Origin of the sequence: Paraburkholderia sp. BR10937 (assembly GCF_040965695.1) — a bacterium.
In the GTDB taxonomy this organism is placed as follows: Bacteria; Pseudomonadota; Gammaproteobacteria; order Burkholderiales; family Burkholderiaceae; genus Paraburkholderia.
Map to the genome: position 1 here is coordinate 21,083 of NZ_JBFRCL010000025.1, position 16,520 is coordinate 37,602.

The following is a 16,520-nucleotide window of genomic DNA, read 5'->3' on the forward strand; positions in this document are numbered from 1 at the left end:
GTCTCCTCAGGTGTGGTGTGCTGCGTGTGTATTGCTTGAAAGAAGTGTCATCAATGGCCGAAGGCCTCGACTTCGACGTGCCTGCCGAGCAGGAACGCGTCCGCCACGAGCCGCAGCGGGCGCACGTCCACGTCGTCGGTGCCGTGGGCGATCAACCAGTGAAAACGCTCATAGAGCGCCGCATATTCCCGTTCCGCGTCGAGCGCGACCGGCTCGCCCGCAATCGCGAGGCGCTTGCCGCCCTCCGCGATCGAGAGCAGGCCGTCCGTCGTTTCCACATCGATTTCCCATTGCTCGACCGGACCGTGGCGCCAGTCGAACTCCGCGCGCACGGGCACGCCATCGGTGTCGATGCAATCGAGTTCCGCCGCGATGGGCGTCGAGCAATCGCTCGGCACATGCAGCGTCGCGCCCTGCAATAGCACTTCGCGCGGCAGGATGCGCGTGACGATGGAAAGCGCGTTGATGCCCGGATCGAACACGCCGAGGCCGCCCGGTTCCCAGATCCACTGCTGACCCGGATGCCAGCGGCGCACGTCTTCCTTCCAGCGCACGTGCACGGCGCGAATGGTGCGCTCGGCGAGCCACGCGCGCGCGGGCTCGACGGCGCTCGCGCAGCGCGAATGCCACGTGGTGAACAGCGTGCGGCCGCGCTTTTGCGCGAGTTCGCGCAGCGCCTCGACCTCGCTCACGCTCGCGCCCGGCGGCTTTTCGAGCATGACGTGCTTGCCCGCTTCGAGCGCGGCGCGCGCCTGCGCGTAGCGCACCTGCGGCGGCGCGCACAGCGAGACGGCGTCGAGATCGGACTCGGCGGCCAGCAGCGCACCGATGTCCTTGTAGTTGCGCACGTTCTCGACCTGCGCGTTGCGGCTCGCGCCCGCGACGAGTTCGAAGCCCGGATTGCCCGCGATGGCGGGCAGATGCTGGTCGCGCGCAATCTTGCCGACGCCGACGATACCCAACGTATAGGACGCTTTCATGACGTATCTCCGCCCCTTCTTTTCAGGGAGATTTTTTATTCTGCATGACGAATGATTTACTTGCCCCAGCGCAGCACGAGCGGATCGAGGCGTCGCGCAATGTCGATCAGCTCGGCGCGCGTCGCGGGATGCATCGCGGGCAGCGGGTGGCGCGGCAGTTCGCACTCGATCACGCCGCCTTCCTTCATCAGCGACTTGCAGGCGAGCATGCCCGCCTGGCGGTTTTCGTGATTGATGAGCGGCAGCCACTTCTGGTAAAGCGCGAATGCGTCGTCGGCGCGGCCTTCGCGGTGGGCTACGATAATCTGGCGAATGCCGTCCGGGAAGCCGCCGCCCGTCATCGAGCCGGTCGCGCCGGCGTTCAGGTCCGCGAGCAACGTAATGGCTTCTTCGCCGTCCCACGGGCCTTCGACGGCCTCGCCCGCCAGCTTGATCAGCTCGCGCAGCTTGTTCGCCGCGCCCGGCGTTTCGATCTTGAAGTACGAGACCTGCTCGATCTCACGCGCCATGCGCGCGAGGAACGCGGCGGAGAGCACCGTGCCGCTCGCGGGCGCGTCCTGGATCATGATCGGAATGTCGATCGCGTCGGACACGCGTGCGTAGAAGTCGTAAATCTGCTGCTCGGGCACGCGGAAGGTCGCGCCGTGATACGGCGGCATGAGCATCACCATCGCCGCGCCCTGCTCCTGCGCGCGCTTGCTGCGTGCGGCGGCAACCGGCGTGCCGTAATGCGTGGTCGTCACGATCACGGGCACGCGGCCCGCCACGTGCTCGAGCACGGTGCGCGTGATGACTTCGCGCTCGTCGTCGGAGAGCGAGAACTGCTCCGAGAAGTTCGCGAGAATGCACAGGCCATCGGAACCGGCGTCGATCATGAAATCGACGGCGCGCTTCTGGCTTGCCAGATCCAGTTCGCCCGTTTCGGTGAACGTGGTCGGCACGACGGGGAAAATGCCCCGGAAGCGGGGCGTACGGCTCGTAGTCATGTCTTCAGTCCTGCTTGAGAAAGGGTGTCAGGCCGCGCCTTCACGATTCGCTCGCCAGCTCTGCAGTGCCGCGCCCAGGCGTGCGCAGCACCGCGCGCACGGCGAACGTCACGAGCACCGCGAACACCAGCGTGGCCGCGAGAAAGTAAAGCCCGACCGCCAGGCTGCCCGTCGCGTCCTTGATGAGCCCGATGCCATAGGGGCCGAGATAGCCGCCGAGATTCGCGAGCGAGTTGATCGTCGCGATCCCCACGGCCGCGCTCGCGCCGGTGAGGAACTCGCCGGGCAGCGCCCAGACCACGGCCTGAATCGAGTAGATCGAAAAAGCGGTCAGGCAGATGAACAGCAGTTGCAGCGCCGGCGCGCGAAACCACGCGCTCGCGGCCATCGTCAGCGCCGCGACGCCCGAGACCACGACGATGTGACCGTAGCGTTCGCGACGCTTGTCCGAATGGCGCGGCACGATCAACAGGCCCGCTACCGCGAACAGATACGGCACCGCGGAAAGCAGGCCCGCCGTGGAATCGCTCACGCCGAACGCCTTGATAATGGTAGGCAACCAGAGCGACAAACCATAGATGCACAACGGAAACGGCAGGAACAGCAGCGCAAGCAGCAGCACGCGGCGGTCCTTGAGCGCGCTAAACGGGTTGCGATGCGTGTCGAGCCGGTAGGCGCGCTGGTCGGCGGCGAGTTCGCGTGCGATCCAGCGGCGCTCGGCGTCGTCGAGCCAGCGTGCATGCGCGGGCGATTCGGGCAACAGACGCAGCGTGGGAATGCACAGCAGCACGGCGGGCAGGCCGCTCACGACGAATAGCGTCTGCCAGTTCGACATGCCGAAAAAGCCGTGCGTTTCGAGCAGCGCGCCCGCGATCGGGCCGGTGACGATGCCGGCGACGGGCTGCGCGAGCACGAGCATGCCGATCACGCGCGCGCGGTGGCGCATGGGAAACCACTGCGTGAGGAAATACAGAATGCCGGGATAGAGACCCGCTTCGGCCGCGCCCAGCAGGAAGCGCAGCACGTAGAAGCTCTTCGGGCCGCTCACGAGCGCCATCAGCATCGTGATCACGCCCCACGTGAAGAGGATGCGCGCGAACCACACGCGCGCGCCGAAGCGTGCGAGCGCGAGATTGCTCGGCACTTCGCAGAGGAAATAACCGATGAAGAAGAGGCCGGCGCCCAGCCCGTAGGCGGCATCGGACAGGCCCACGGCCGCGTTCATGTGCAGCTTCGCGAAGCCGACCACGGTGCGATCGACGTACGCCACCACGTAGATCAGCGCGAGAAAAGGCAGCAGCCGGCGCGCGATATGGCCGACGATGTGCCTTTCCTCGCTGCTGGCGCTTGCCAGTGCAGTCGGGCTTTCGTGTTGCAGCACCTGCGGGTTCGTCATCGTGTCTCCAAGCTCGCTTCTTCTCGTTTGCCGCGCTCAGGGCGCCTGCGCGCCCTGACTCATTGCATCAACCGCTCAGTGTGAATGCCGCGGCACCGCCGCCCCGCGCTTGCCCACGAGGAAGTCGAGGTCGCAACCCTCGTCGGCCTGCAGCACGTGATCGACGTAAAGGCGCGCATAGCCGCCCTTACCCAGCTGCTCCGCCACGCCGGGCGCGGCCGCCGGATCGACATCGCTCAGACGGCGCGCGAGTTCCTCATCGCTGATGTCCAGATGCAGGCGACCCGATTCGCAGTCCAGCTCGATCCAGTCGCCGTTGCGCACCGCCGCGAGCGGCCCGCCCGCCGCCGCTTCGGGCGCCACGTGCAGGACCACCGTGCCGTAAGCCGTGCCGCTCATGCGTGCATCGGAAATGCGCACCATGTCCTTCACGCCCTGGCGCAGCAGCTTGGGCGGCAGGCCCATGTTGCCCACCTCGGCCATGCCGGGGTAGCCGCGCGGGCCGCAGTTCTTCATCACGAGGATGGAGTCCTTGTCGACGTCGAGCGACTCGTCGCCGATCGTCGCCTTGTAGTGGTCGAAGTTCTCGAACACCACGGCGCGGCCGCGATGCTTGAGCAATTCGGGCGTGGCCGCCGAAGGCTTGAGCACGGCGCCGCGCGGCGCGAGATTGCCGCGCAGGATACAGATGCCGCCGTCTGCAATCAATGGGTTGTCGAGCGGACGGATCACTTCGTCGTTGTAGTTGGGCGCCTCGCGCACGTTGTCCCAGATGGACTTGCCATTGACCGTGAGCGCATTGGGATGCGGCAGGAGGTTCGCCTCGCCGAGCCGGCGCAGCACCGCCGGCAGGCCTCCCGCGTAGTAGAACTCCTCCATCAGGAAGCGGCCCGACGGCTGCAGATCGACGATGGTCGGCGTGTTGCGGCCAATGCGCTGCCAGTCTTCCAGTTCGAGATCGACGCCGATGCGCCCGGCAATCGCCTTCAGGTGAATCACGGCGTTGGTCGAGCCGCCAATGGCGGCGTTGGTGCGAATGGCGTTCTCGAACGCTTCACGCGTGAGGACCTTCGAGAGCTTCAGGTCTTCGAGCGCCATCTGCACGATGCGGATGCCCGACATGTGCGCGAGCACGTAGCGGCGCGAATCGACGGCGGGAATCGCGGCGTTGTGCGGCAGCGAGACGCCGAGCGATTCGGCCATGCAGGCCATCGTCGAGGCAGTGCCCATGGTGTTGCAGGTGCCCGCCGAGCGCGACATGCCCGCTTCGGCCGAAAGGAACTGGTGCAGATTGACCTCGCCCGCCTTCAGCTCCTCGTGCAGCCTCCAGACCACCGTGCCGGAGCCGATGTCACGGCCTTCGTGCTTGCCGTTGAGCATCGGGCCGCCGGTCACGACGATGGCGGGCACGTCCACGCTCGCCGCGCCCATCAGCAGCGCGGGCGTGGTCTTGTCGCAGCCGCACAGCAGCACGACGGCGTCGATGGGGTTGCCGCGAATCGCCTCTTCCACGTCCATGGAAGCGAGATTGCGCGTGAGCATGGCCGAGGGGCGCAGGTTCGATTCGCCGTTCGAGAACACCGGGAACTCGACCGGGAAGCCGCCCGCTTCATAAATGCCGCGCTTCACGTGCTCGGCGAGCTTGCGAAAATGCGCATTGCAGGGCGTGAGTTCCGACCAGGTGTTGCAGATGCCGATGATCGGGCGACCATCGAATTCGTGATCGGGAATGCCTTGATTCTTCATCCAGCTTCGGTACATGAAGCCGTTCTTGTCCGTGGTGCCGAACCACTGTTGGGAGCGCAGTTTGGGTTTGGTATCCGACATCGTGTTCGTCTTGTGGAGCGGGTAGTTCGCCGAGTGCTTCGAGCGATGGATTCGGGACAGTCTAGGGAGAAGTCTGATAACCTTCTAATGAAATAATGGACGCTTCCGATATCGATATCGGCATTGGTATAAACACCTAAAACTATTTGGGAAGTCAGGCGGAGACATGCTGGATACAAGCCCCTGGTACGTGCGCACGCGGCTGAAAACGCGGCAACTGCTCCTCGTCGTGGCGCTGGCGGAGGAAGGTAACATTCACCGCGCGGCGGCGGCGCTGAACATGACGCAGCCCGCCGCCTCGAAGCTCCTGCGCGAACTCGAGGACATGCTCGGCGCGGTGTTGTTCGAGCGCATGCCGCGCGGCATGCGGCCCACGCTGTACGGCGACGCGCTGATCCGCCACGCGCGCGCCGTGCTCGGCAGCCTCGACCAGGCGCAGGAGGAGCTGAGCGCGCTCAAGGCGGGGCGGCTCGGCCACGTGGCGGTCGGCGCGATCACCTCGCCGGGCGTGCGCGTGCTGCCGGCGGCCGTTGCGGCGGTCAAGCGTACGCATGCGAACCTGCGCGTCTCCGTGGAGATCGACGCCAGCAACGTGCTGCTCGAACACCTGGCGCAAGACAAGCTCGACGTGGTGCTGGGCCGCCTTGCCGCCGAACACGACAAGCTCCAGCTGCGTTACGAGCCGCTCGCGGGCGAGCCCGTGTGCGCCGTGGTGCGGCCGGGGCATCCCATGCTCGTGGCGGCACAGGACGAAGCCCGGCCGATCGCGCTCGCCGACATCGCGCGCGCCACCTGGGTCGTGCCGCCGGTCGGCAGCGTGCTGCGCCATCGCTTCGAACTGATGTTCCAGCGTGCGAGCCTCGCGCCCCCATCGAACGTGGTCGAAACACCCGCGCTGCTGTTCATCACGCGCGTGCTGGAGCAAAGCGACATGATCGCCGTGCTCACCGAAGACGTGGCGCGCTACTACGCGGCGCACGGCATGGTCGCGATCCTGCCCGTGCCCATGGATTGCCAGATGGACGACTTCGGCATCATCACGCGCGCGGACGGCCTCCTCACGCCGGCGGCGAGCGTGATGATCGAGGCGTTGCGGCAGGTGAGCGCCGACATTTACGGCACGCACGGCGGCGAGCAAGGCGCGCGATAATCGTGCGACGAAACCTGCACGAGAACCGAACCATGCCCGCCAGCCATCCCGCCGCTCCCGACAGCACCGCCATTCGCGTCGCGCTGTGGCGCGCGCTGCACGTCCAGGTCGACGATGCGCCCCACGTGCTCGAAGACGAAACCGGCATGCAGATCGCCGCGCCGGAAACGAACTGGCGCGAGCGGCCCGATATGCACCCGGAAGGGACGCGCGGCTATCGTGCTTCGATCGTCGGGCGGGCGCGCTTTGTCGAGGACCTCGTGGCCGAGCAGACCGCGAAGGGGCTCGCGCGGCAGTACGCGATTCTCGGCGCGGGACTCGACACGTTCGCGCAGCGCCACCCCGAAGTCGCCTCGCGTCTGCACGTGTACGAGGTGGACAAGCCGGGCACGCAGGCATGGAAGCGGCAGCGGCTCATGGAACTGGGGTATCGCGAGCAGGCGTGGCTGCGCTTCGTGCCGGTGGATTTCGAAGGCGGCGAAACGTGGTGGGATCGGCTCGCCGCGGCCGGTTTCGATGCCGCGAGTCCCGCGGTGATCGCCTCGACGGGCGTTTCGATGTATCTCACGCGCGAAGCGAACCTCGCGACGCTGCGGCAGATCGCGCAGCTCGCACCGGGCTCGACGCTCGTCATGACGTTCCTTTTGCCGCTCGAACTCATCGACGAGCCCGAGCGCTCGCAGCATGCCGCCGTGTATGAACGCGCGAAGGCGGCGGGTACGCCGTTCGTGAGCTTTTTTGCGCCGGACGAGATGCTTGCGCTGGCAAGCGAAGCGGGGTTGCGCGAGGCGCGCCATGTTTCGACCGCGGATCTCACCGCGCGTTACTTCGCAGGACGAAGCGATGGGCTGAAGCCGGCTAGCGGGGAGTCGATTCTGGTGGCAACGGTTTGAGGCGGGGTTGTCGAAGGTTGTTTGCGGAAAGCAGGTTTTTTGCGCGCAACCTGGCCAACTTGCCACCTCCTGCACGCTTCAGGTAGTCAACCGTCGATACGCGCTCAAATGACGAACCAAACCCTGCGGATCGCCCCGTCTTTCGAGCAGCATTGCCAGATTGTGGTGTGCATCCGCGTACGTCGGATCGAGTTCGAGGCAGCGCATATAGCTTCGCTCAGCATCTTCGAAGCGGCCCAGCTCCTCGAATGCAATCGCGCGATTGAAGTGCAACACGGCGTCGTCGGGAAAGTGAGTCAAGGCCTCATCGAATACACGCAGCGCATCCTCGCACCGGGATTCGAGTTCACACAGCAGCGCACCCAAATCAACGTAGGCAGCATAAAAAGGTTGCGGCGATAGCGCTATGGCCTTCCTGTACGCCCGCTCGGCACCGTTTACATCGGATGCTCTCAACTGCTCGCCGAGGTCGTACCACTCGTGCGCCTGATGCGCGAGATTCTTCTGCGCCGGCGCGGAGTCGAGAAACACGACATCGCCCCTGATTTCCGCCACTTCGAAATCCAGCAGGAACTGACCGGTGGCGGCATCCCATTGCGAAGGACCGGTTCGCACGGCCACGTCGTTGCCGACTGCCGATACGCGAATCCCCGTAAGCGGCAATTCATCGGGCAACTCGTCTCTGAGCCGCGTGAGCGCCATGATGATCTTGCGCGGCGCAATGCGCGCATCGCGCAACTGCAATGCCGTACGCAGCAGCACGACGTCCTGGAACGTGAAGCGGTATGCGTTTCGCGGTCCCCGTGACGGCTTCACGAATCCTGCGGCAACGAGACCCGACACCACCCTCCGGGAGACGCCCAGCATGGCCTGCAATTCGCGCATCGATATCTCGCGCGCGGCGACTTGTGGCGTCACTTGCGTGCCCGGACCTTGGCAGGCGCTTCAGCGGGTGCCTTGGCGGCACGCGCCGGCGGCTTGCGCGTTTTGGGCGCGACAGGCAACTCGCTAACGGGCTCCGCGCTCTTGCTGCGTTTCGGCGCCGGAGCGGCTTTCACTTTCGCGCCACCCTTCAAACTCGCACGCAAGGCATCCATCAGGTCGATAACCTGTCCGCCGCCAGCCAGCTCTTCGTCGGCCTCGTGAACGACGACCTGCTTGCCCGCGATCTTTTCGTCGATGGCCGCGAGGATGCGCTTCTTCTCTTCGTCTTCGTACGCAGTCGGGTCGTAATTGTCTTCGGCGCCCTGCTCGATAATTTGCAGCGCGAGTTTCATCTCGGTATCGGATACGTCGACACGTTCGACATGCAGGTCGGCCAGCGAGCGGACCTCGTCGGCATACAGCAATTGCTGAAAGACGAGCCCGTCTTCTTCGGGGCGCACCTGCACGATCCGCGTCCGTCCTTTTGATGCCCATTTCGCCAACGCGCAGCGGCCGCTCTGCACGAGCGCCTGCTGCAACAGGCTGTAAGGCTTGCCGCCTCGCTTGTCGGGCGCAATGTAGTAGGCCTTGTCGTAGAAGACCGGGTTGATCGCCTTTTCCGGGATGAAAGCGATGATTTCGACGACATGGCTCGCCGCATCTTCCAGTGCCTTTAGCTCGTCGGTGGTGAAGACCACGAAGCGGTCCTTTTCGAATTCGTAGCCCTTGTTCATGCTCGAACGCTCGACCACGTCGCCCGTCTTCTCGGAAACGTATTGCTGCTTCACGCGCGAGCCGTCGGGCGCCAGCATGTGAAAGCGGACGTCGGACGAACTCTCGGTGGCGGTATAGAGCTTCACCGGAATCGAAACGAGCCCGAAGGACAGCGTCAGGGAAGCGATTGAGCGGGCGGGCATGGACTTCTCCTCGCGGATTTGCACGTTCGGCACGTCGCTCACGCAAAGCGCGTGCCGCCGCCGACCGGCGGTCGTTTCATTTTAGGAGCTTTATCGCCGATGCCAACGATTGCGCCCCCGACCAGTAATCTGCCCACGGGTCCTGCTGCTGGAAGCTGAGATACTCGCGGGCCGTTTGTACGGTCCACTGCGCCCCGCTCTTGAGGTCGTTCAATTGCGCCCAGGCGACCGGCATCGAAACGCCCATTCCGGGTCGCGCCCGCGCGGAAAATGCCGCAGCGGTGGTCTGCGCCTTGCCGTTGCGCAGGTAGTCGACATAGACCTTTCCGACCCGGTTCGAAGCCCCGGCGGTTGCCGAAAAGCGCTCGGGAATCGTCTTCGCCAGGTGCCGCACGAATGCCTGCGAGAACGACTTGACCGCATCGTAGTCCAGTCGCGGCGCGAGCGGCACGACGACGTGCAAGCCCTTCCCGCCACTCGTCTTCAGCCAGGCTTGCAGGCCCAGTTCCGACAACAACGTTTGAACCAGCAGCGCCGCTTCCTGAACGCGTCCCCATTTCACGCCCTCGCCTGGGTCCAGGTCGAAGATGACCCGGTCGGGCTTGTCGAGCCGTCGCACGATCGAATTCCAGGTATGAAACTCGACGGTGTTCATCTGTGCCGCCGACAGCAGTGCGTCAACCGTGTCGACGGTCAAGAGGGGCGGATGATTCGGCCAGAGACTGCGGTCGTGAGCCGTCAATCCTGGCATGCCTGTTCTCTCGGCATGCTTCTGGAAGAACAGGTCTTCGGCGATGCCCGCAGGCGCGCGGACCAGCGCAATGGGCCGGGCCTTCAGGTGAGGCAGCATCCGCTCGGCGATACTCGCGTAGTAGCGCACGAGGTCCGCCTTCGTGACACCCGTCGATGGGTCGACGACGCGTTCCGGATGCGTGATTTTCAGCTTCGGTTGCGGCTCCGGCGCCTGTGTCTTTCCGCCCTCCCGGACGACGCCGCTCGGCGGCTTGTCGACGCGCAGGCCTCTGAACGAGGCCTGGCGGATGACGCCATCGACGGTCCAGTCCGCGAATTCGACCTCTGCGACGAGTTCGGGGCGAACCCACCGCTCGCTGCCGGCCGAGCGCCGGGCCCACCGGCGCGGCCTCGCGACGTCGACTTCAAATGGTGCTGCATCGACTTCGAGCGGCGTCAGCCGCGCCCACAGGTCCCGCGCAGTCCGGGCGTCCCAGCCGGTGCCGACGCTTCCGGCGTCGCGAAGCCTGCCGTCTGCGTAGTAACCCAGCAGCAGGCTGCCGACCTCGCCGTCTTTGCCGCCTCGGCCCGTGAAGCCGCAGATGACCAGTTCCTGCCGCAGGCGGGACTTCGCCTTGAGCCACGTCTGGGTCCGCCCCGACTCATAGGGCGCGTCGCGACGCTTGAGCATGAGGCCTTCCAGGCCCAGGCCCGAGGCGGCCTCGAACAATTGGGCCGGGGGCGCCTCGAAGTCCTAGCTGAACCGGATGTGCTCACCGGCATTGGCAAGAACCCGCGCGAGCAGCATGCGCCTCGACCAAAGCGGCACCTTCCTGAGGTCTTTCCCGTCGAGGTACATCAGGTCGAACAGGAAGTAGACGATGTCCTGATTCGCGTTGCCGTCGATGGCATCCTGCAGCGCAGCGAAACTGGGAAGACCATTTTTGAGGACCGTGATTTCGCCATCCAGCCACGCACTGTCGAGCGCAAGCGCGTCGACCTCTGCAGCAAGCGCGGGAAAACTGGCGGTCCAGTCGTGACCGCCTCGCGTGATGAGTCGCACTCGTCCTTTGGCGACACGGGACAGCATGCGATAGCCGTCGAGCTTGGCTTCGGTGATCCAGTCACCACTTGCAGGAAGTGAAGGCGCCAGGGTCGCGAGTTGGGGCTCGAGTCTGGCAGGCAACGGGGCAGACACCGCCGCGGAAAGGTCTATCTGCGACGACTCGCCGCGCGCAGGCCTCGCGACCCTCGGCGCACGTTCCTCGATGAGCCCGAGCGGCTTCGCCGTGACGCTATCGGGAAGCGCCTTGATGACATCGTATTCGGCAAGCGGCTGCGCCCAGGCATCGCGCTTCTTGAACAACATCCACTGGTCTTGCCTGTCGCCGGGCTTCGATATGCGGACCAGTTCCCAGAGTCCGGCAAGCTTTTCGCCGTGGAGCCGGAAGACCAGCTTGCCGGCAGTCATTCCCTCCCGCGGATCGCCGACGGGTTCCCAATTGCCACGGTCCCAGACAATCACGTCGCCGGCGCCGTATTGCTTTGCCGGAATCGTGCCTTCGAAGCCCGCGTAGTCGGCAGGATGGTCCTCCACGTGTATGGCCATCCGTTTTTCCTTCGGGTCGTAACACGGGCCTTTGGGTACGGCCCAGGACAGCAGCACCCCGTCGAGTTCGAGTCGAAAGTCGTAGTGCAGCCGGCTCGCCCAGTGCTTCTGCACAACGAAGCCCAGATGTCCATTTTCAGCGGGCCGGCTGGCAGCCGGCGGCGCCGGTTCAGGTGTGACACGGAAATCCCGCTTTTTTCCGTAGCGGGACAGCGGCGGTGATGACGGATTGCGGTCGCGGGTTGAGGCCATGACGATAGTCTAGGAAGAACTCTCGCCTGGTGCCGCGCAAATGGAACGCGTGGCGGCTGCGCCCAAGGCCATCAGGTTGATGTGACGCTCTTCGAGTCCGCGATGAAGCGCAGGCTGTCGTTCCGGCATGGCGTCTCGTTCCATGGCTTTGCGCGCCGTGCAGGCTTTGCAGGCGCGAGCCGCGATGTATGTTGAGATTTGCAATGGACCGGCGGCGCACAATGCGCTGGCGCCGCGGCGAGCAGGGTCAATCCCGCTTCGAGAGATGAATGCCGGCAAGCATGCAGCGCGCCGATCCGCCGGCCATCTCGATCGTCGGCACGTCGAGCGGCAACAGTTGCGCCGAACGCTCGATCAAGCGGCGCTGGCGCAGTGAAAGGCTGTCGAGCGCGCGTCGCGAGAGCGCCAGCACGCGCCCGTCGCGTCCGGACAATTCGATGCCGTTGCCGGCATAGTTGTCGATCTGCGCGTTCTCGAGCCCGATGACCATACGCCCCGTTTGCGCGAGACGGCGATGAATCGCATCGCGGCGCGCGCCCTCGCGGATCACGTCGAGGCCGATCAGCACAAAGTCGGTCGCGACGCTCATCATCACGTTGGTGTGATAGATGGGCGTGCCGTCGCTGCCCGCCGTATCGAAGCACATCGGCTCGAAATTGAAGTGCGTGCAGAAGCGCTCGAGCGCGCCGTGTAAGCCACGCGCGCGACATGATCGAGCACCATCGCCCCGGTGCCTTCGAGAAAGAGATCATCGTATTCGAGCCCGGAAAAGTCGATTACGTCCTGCACCCGATACTCGGACTTGAGCATGTCGATCACGTCCGTGCGCCGTTCGCGCCGACGATTGCCGCTATACATCGGATACAGCGCGACATGGCCGCCGGGATGCGTCGAGAACCAGTTGTTCGGGAACACCGAATCCGGCGTGCTGCGCTCGCCGAAGTCGTCGAAGTCGTGCACGTGCACACCGGCGTCGCGCGGCTGATCATATGGATATTTCCTGGCTGAAACCTGAGAGCCGCGAATATGCCGTGAGGCGGGCAGCGGCGCCACGCGAACTGGTCAGACTGCTCGCTGCGCGTGGCAAACTGCCAGGATTATGGGCGATTTCGACCCGTTTGCCATATCTATGTCGACAGCCTCGTGGGCTTCAGTGCTGGTGCTGGTGCTGGTGCTGGCGAAGCGGCCACACCCAAAATACAAAGCGGGAGCCGGCTCTCGCCGCTCCCGCCAGATCATTTCGTTGTGCTCACAAGCACCGCGCCAGAAGCCGCGGCAACGCTCAACTCATGTGCAGACCGCCATTGAGCGAGAAGTCCGCGCCGGTCGAAAAGCCCGCTTCGTCGGACGCGAGCCACGCCACGATCGAGGCGATTTCCTGCGGTTCGCCGAGGCGCCGCACCGGGATGCTGTCGACGATCTTCGAGAGCACTTCGGGCTTCACCGCCTTCACCATGTCCGTGCCGATATAGCCGGGCGAAACGGTGTTGACCGTTATGCCCTTGGTCGCCACTTCCTGCGCGAGCGCCATGGTGAAGCCGTGAATGCCGGCCTTGGCCGTGGAGTAATTCGTCTGACCGAACTGGCCTTTCTGCCCGTTCACCGACGAAATATTGATCACCCGCCCAAAGCCCCGCTCGATCATGCCGTCGATCACCTGCTTGGTCACGTTGAAGAGGCTCGTGAGATTGGTGTCGATCACCGCGATCCAGTCTTCGTGCGTCATCTTGCGGAACACGACGTCGCGCGTGATGCCGGCGTTGTTGACCAGGATGTCGATCTCGCCGACGTCCTTCTTCACCTTCTCGAACGCAGCAGCCGTGGAGTCCCAGTCGGCCACGTTGCCTTCGGACGCGACGAACTCGTAGCCAAGCGCCTTCTGCTCGTCGAGCCAGCGCGCCTTGCGCTGCGAGTTCGGACCGCAGCCCGCGACCACCGTGTAGCCATCCTTGTGCAGACGCTGGCAGATGGCCGTTCCGATGCCGCCCATGCCGCCGGTCACGTAGGCAATACGCTTTGCCATAGATCCTCCTTTTGCTTTAGGGGGTAGGTGAGTTGGGAAAGACTCTGGAGGATGGAGTCAGTTTGACGAGCGCCACCAAGCCGGGCGATGGGGAAATACCCGTACAGGAAAACGCCTGCCGCAATCCTTCCGTAAGGCAGCGTGCGCCGGCCTTTGCTTGAACCCGCCGGAGAACCGGATCAGCGTAGCAGCGTCCTTTGGGGGACACAAGACGATCACGCCCTCGGACGTGGGCAAAAGCACACAATTACCTGGCATGCCTCAATAAATGCCTGCGGGGAAAATGTGTTTTGCATAAAAATACGGCCCGGCTCCATTCGAGACCGGGCCGCACGCAGCCTCACTGCGCAAGCATCAAATGAGCGTCAAAGGCCGGCGGCGAGGCGCTCGTTGCCATACCCGTCGGGCAAACCGGTCACGTATTCCAGCCGCCCCACCGCTTCGAGCAGCGAGCGGCCGGCAATCGTGAGCGACAGCCGGCGGTGGCCTTCCGTCCATTGCTCGAGCGCAACCAGCTGACGCTCGAGCAGCGTGTCCAGTTCCTGGCGGTTCATGTCGATCTGGTCCGGCGAATGGCGGACCAGCATCAGCGTGGCGAATTCTTTCGGGCTCAGCAACGTTGTCTCCCAGTAACTTTCATGCCGCAACCAGGGGCACAGGGCCGCATATATTCGAGCCTCAATGTGACACGGGCATGACTGTCACAATTTCGCTCCCGCACTATATTGATCCTGCATATCCGGCGTTGCTGCCCTCTTTTCGGACAGCGGCGTCTGTGCCGGCACGAGCGCCGCGCCGCATTCCTCAACGAGGTTGCGCAGCGAGGTTGGGAAGAGCGTGCCGGGGTCGTCGGCAATGCCTGCGCCGTCGTCGCGCAGCGCCGCGCCGATGCCCACCACGATGGTCGCGTCGGGCGCACGCTCGCGCAGGCGCCGCACGAGATTGCGCAGGTACGGCGCCGACTCGGGCGCATCGAGCGAGACCACGCAGATGGCCGGCGAGCGCTCGTCGATCATGGCCCCGCGGGTGGCGCGCACTTCGTCGTAGGTGGTGGCCGTGCAGGGAATGTTGCGCCGCATGAGCAACTGGCCGACGATCGCCACCGCCACGTCGTCGAACGCGCCGCGTCCGGGCACGCAGAGCACCTCGCCCGCGTCGGGCGAGAGCGTGAATTCGATCACCCTCGCGCCTTCGTCCGCACCCTCGGCGGACTTCTTTGCGCTCTCGTCCCCGACTGCGGCGTGGCGCGAATCGTCCACGGATTCGAGGTCCTCGACGATATCGAGCAGCGCCTGGTTGATGCGCGCGACCTGCTCGCCGGGCAGCACGCCGCGCATGGCGTCGTTGCGCGCGAAGCGCAGGCCCTCGAACGCCACCTGCTCGTAGTAGTCGATGAGCGGCATGCTCGTGAGCAGCCGGTCCGCCTGCAGCAGCGCTTCATGGGGATCGTCGGCGAGCAGGCGCTGGTAGCAGGTTTGCGCGGGCGTGAGCGCGGGCTGGTCGCCGAGCAGGATCGTGAGGAAGTTCAGCCGGTCCACGTAGCGGCCCAGCGTGACGATGCACAGCGTGAGCGGCGTGGAAAGCACGAGCCCCACGGGCCCCCACAGCCAGCTCCAGAAGATCGCCGCCACCACCACGGCAAGCGGCGAGAGGCCCGAGCGCTTGCCATAGACCATCGGCTCGGCGAACTGCCCCGCCACCACGTCCACGACGATGAAGAAGATCAGCGTCGTCACGCCCATGGTCCATTGCGGCTGCGTGGCCGCGGCCACGATCGTCGCCATGATCGCCGCGATCCAGATGCCGATGTACGGCACGAAGCGCATGAGCGCCGCCACCGCGCCGAACAGCAGCGCGCCCGGCACGCCGATGCCCGCCAGCCCCAGCGCGATCACCCCGCCCACCGTGACGTTCACGCCGACTTGCGCGACGAAGTAGCGCGAGAGCCGCTGCGAGGCGTCGTTGATGGCGGTCGTGGTGCGGTGCAGGTCGTCGGAGCCGAACACGCTGATGAGCCGGTCGCGCAGATCCTCGCGCTGGAACAGGATGAAGATCGTCACCACGAGCACGATGAAGGTCGTCTCGAGCGGCGCGATAGCCGGGGCGAGCGCCTTTTGCGCGAGCGTAAGCGGCGTGGGCGCGGGATTATGGATCTCCACGGGCATGGGCTGCTGCGGCTGGTTGCGCGCCGCGCGCCCGCGCGGCTGCGGCGGCGCGGGCGGCGGCGTGGGCGTCACGCGCTGCAGCGCGGTGGCGGCCCGCGACATCAGCGAATCGGCGCGGCCCACGGTTTTTTCCTGCACCGTTTGCACTTTCTGCTCGATCTCTTCCTGGTACTGCGGCAGGGAGGCGGAAAGCTGGTAGACCTGCGCGGCGATCAGCGCGCCCACGCCGGCGAGCGCGAGCACGGTGGACAGTACCGCAACGAGAATGGCGAGGAACTGCGGCAGATGAAAGCGCCGCAGCGTGGTCACGAGCGGCGCCAGCAGAAAGCTCAGCAGCACCGAGAGCGTAATGGGAATCAGCACCGCGCGCCCGAAGTACAGGCCGCACACCACGACCACACCGGTAATGACGGAGGCGAGGCTGTGCAGCGTAGGCGGGCTCGGCGGAAACACCCGGTTGCGTCGGCCCTGCGGCGGCAGCGGGAAATTCATGTCGGATCGGATCGGCAAAAAAAAGAAACATCGGGGCCGCGCTGGCTCGGGCAAGCGCACGGCCCCCCTCGGGCAAGCGCACGGCCCCCTATACGCACGAAGCGCGCCTCGAAATGGTACCGCGCCCACACGCGCGGGGCCCAGCCGTCCAGATTTTCGCAGGTCGCGAGGGCG

The 16,520-nt window shown here is 65.2% G+C and carries 11 protein-coding genes and 2 pseudogenes; 2 read left to right on the plus strand and 11 right to left on the minus strand.

What is annotated here, in order from left to right:
* Positions 1 to 50: 50 nt before the first annotated feature.
* The 4 genes from AB4Y44_RS21150 to AB4Y44_RS21165 all read right to left on the minus strand — a co-directional run bounded on the left by AB4Y44_RS21150 (position 51) and on the right by AB4Y44_RS21165 (position 5,189).
* On the minus strand, positions 51 to 980 hold the full coding sequence (locus tag AB4Y44_RS21150; RefSeq protein WP_342922945.1) for a Gfo/Idh/MocA family oxidoreductase: 930 nt from the start codon (positions 978 to 980) through the stop codon (positions 51 to 53).
* 56 nt (positions 981 to 1,036) lie between these two features.
* Positions 1,037 to 1,966 carry a dihydrodipicolinate synthase family protein gene (locus tag AB4Y44_RS21155; RefSeq protein ID WP_342922946.1) on the minus strand — a complete coding sequence of 310 codons (930 nt, stop codon included), beginning with the start codon at positions 1,964 to 1,966 and terminating at the stop codon, positions 1,037 to 1,039.
* Positions 1,967 to 2,006: 40 nt separating this feature from the next.
* Positions 2,007 to 3,362: an MFS transporter gene (locus AB4Y44_RS21160; protein ID WP_368700792.1), complete on the minus strand. Its 1,356-nt coding sequence runs from the start codon at positions 3,360 to 3,362 to the stop codon at positions 2,007 to 2,009.
* Positions 3,363 to 3,437: 75 nt separating this feature from the next.
* Positions 3,438 to 5,189, minus strand: coding sequence for an IlvD/Edd family dehydratase (locus tag AB4Y44_RS21165; protein WP_368700793.1), 1,752 nt, complete (start codon positions 5,187 to 5,189; stop codon positions 3,438 to 3,440).
* A gap of 166 nt (positions 5,190 to 5,355) precedes the next feature.
* Between AB4Y44_RS21165 and AB4Y44_RS21170 the strand changes: the two genes are divergently transcribed.
* Together AB4Y44_RS21170 and AB4Y44_RS21175 are read left to right on the plus strand one after the other, a co-directional pair.
* Positions 5,356 to 6,339 (plus strand): LysR substrate-binding domain-containing protein, encoded by a 984-nt coding sequence (locus tag AB4Y44_RS21170; protein ID WP_368700794.1) that lies wholly within the window; start codon positions 5,356 to 5,358, stop codon positions 6,337 to 6,339.
* A 32-nt stretch (positions 6,340 to 6,371) separates the two neighbouring features.
* A complete protein-coding gene (locus AB4Y44_RS21175; RefSeq protein ID WP_368700795.1) occupies positions 6,372 to 7,232 on the plus strand; it encodes a class I SAM-dependent methyltransferase in 861 nt (286 codons plus the stop codon).
* 78 nt (positions 7,233 to 7,310) lie between these two features.
* On the opposite strand, the gene AB4Y44_RS21180 is transcribed toward AB4Y44_RS21175, so the two are convergent.
* The 7 genes and pseudogenes from AB4Y44_RS21180 to AB4Y44_RS21210 all read right to left on the minus strand — a co-directional run bounded on the left by AB4Y44_RS21180 (position 7,311) and on the right by AB4Y44_RS21210 (position 16,346).
* Complete coding sequence (locus AB4Y44_RS21180) at positions 7,311 to 8,117, minus strand: tetratricopeptide repeat protein (RefSeq protein ID WP_342922951.1); 807 nt, start codon at positions 8,115 to 8,117, stop codon at positions 7,311 to 7,313.
* A gap of 29 nt (positions 8,118 to 8,146) precedes the next feature.
* Positions 8,147 to 9,073 carry a Ku protein gene (locus tag AB4Y44_RS21185; protein WP_342922952.1) on the minus strand — a complete coding sequence of 309 codons (927 nt, stop codon included), beginning with the start codon at positions 9,071 to 9,073 and terminating at the stop codon, positions 8,147 to 8,149.
* A gap of 76 nt (positions 9,074 to 9,149) precedes the next feature.
* Positions 9,150 to 11,666, minus strand: a pseudogene (ligD, locus tag AB4Y44_RS21190) (DNA ligase D).
* Positions 11,667 to 11,913: 247 nt separating this feature from the next.
* Positions 11,914 to 12,719 (minus strand): annotated as a pseudogene (locus AB4Y44_RS21195) (arginine deiminase-related protein).
* A 229-nt stretch (positions 12,720 to 12,948) separates the two neighbouring features.
* On the minus strand, positions 12,949 to 13,689 hold the full coding sequence (locus tag AB4Y44_RS21200; RefSeq protein ID WP_342922954.1) for a 3-ketoacyl-ACP reductase: 741 nt from the start codon (positions 13,687 to 13,689) through the stop codon (positions 12,949 to 12,951).
* 365 nt (positions 13,690 to 14,054) lie between these two features.
* Complete coding sequence (locus AB4Y44_RS21205; protein ID WP_342922955.1) at positions 14,055 to 14,306, minus strand: hypothetical protein; 252 nt, start codon at positions 14,304 to 14,306, stop codon at positions 14,055 to 14,057.
* Between the two features lie 84 nt (positions 14,307 to 14,390).
* Positions 14,391 to 16,346 (minus strand): AI-2E family transporter, encoded by a 1,956-nt coding sequence (locus tag AB4Y44_RS21210; protein WP_342922956.1) that lies wholly within the window; start codon positions 16,344 to 16,346, stop codon positions 14,391 to 14,393.
* Positions 16,347 to 16,520: the final 174 nt, after the last annotated feature.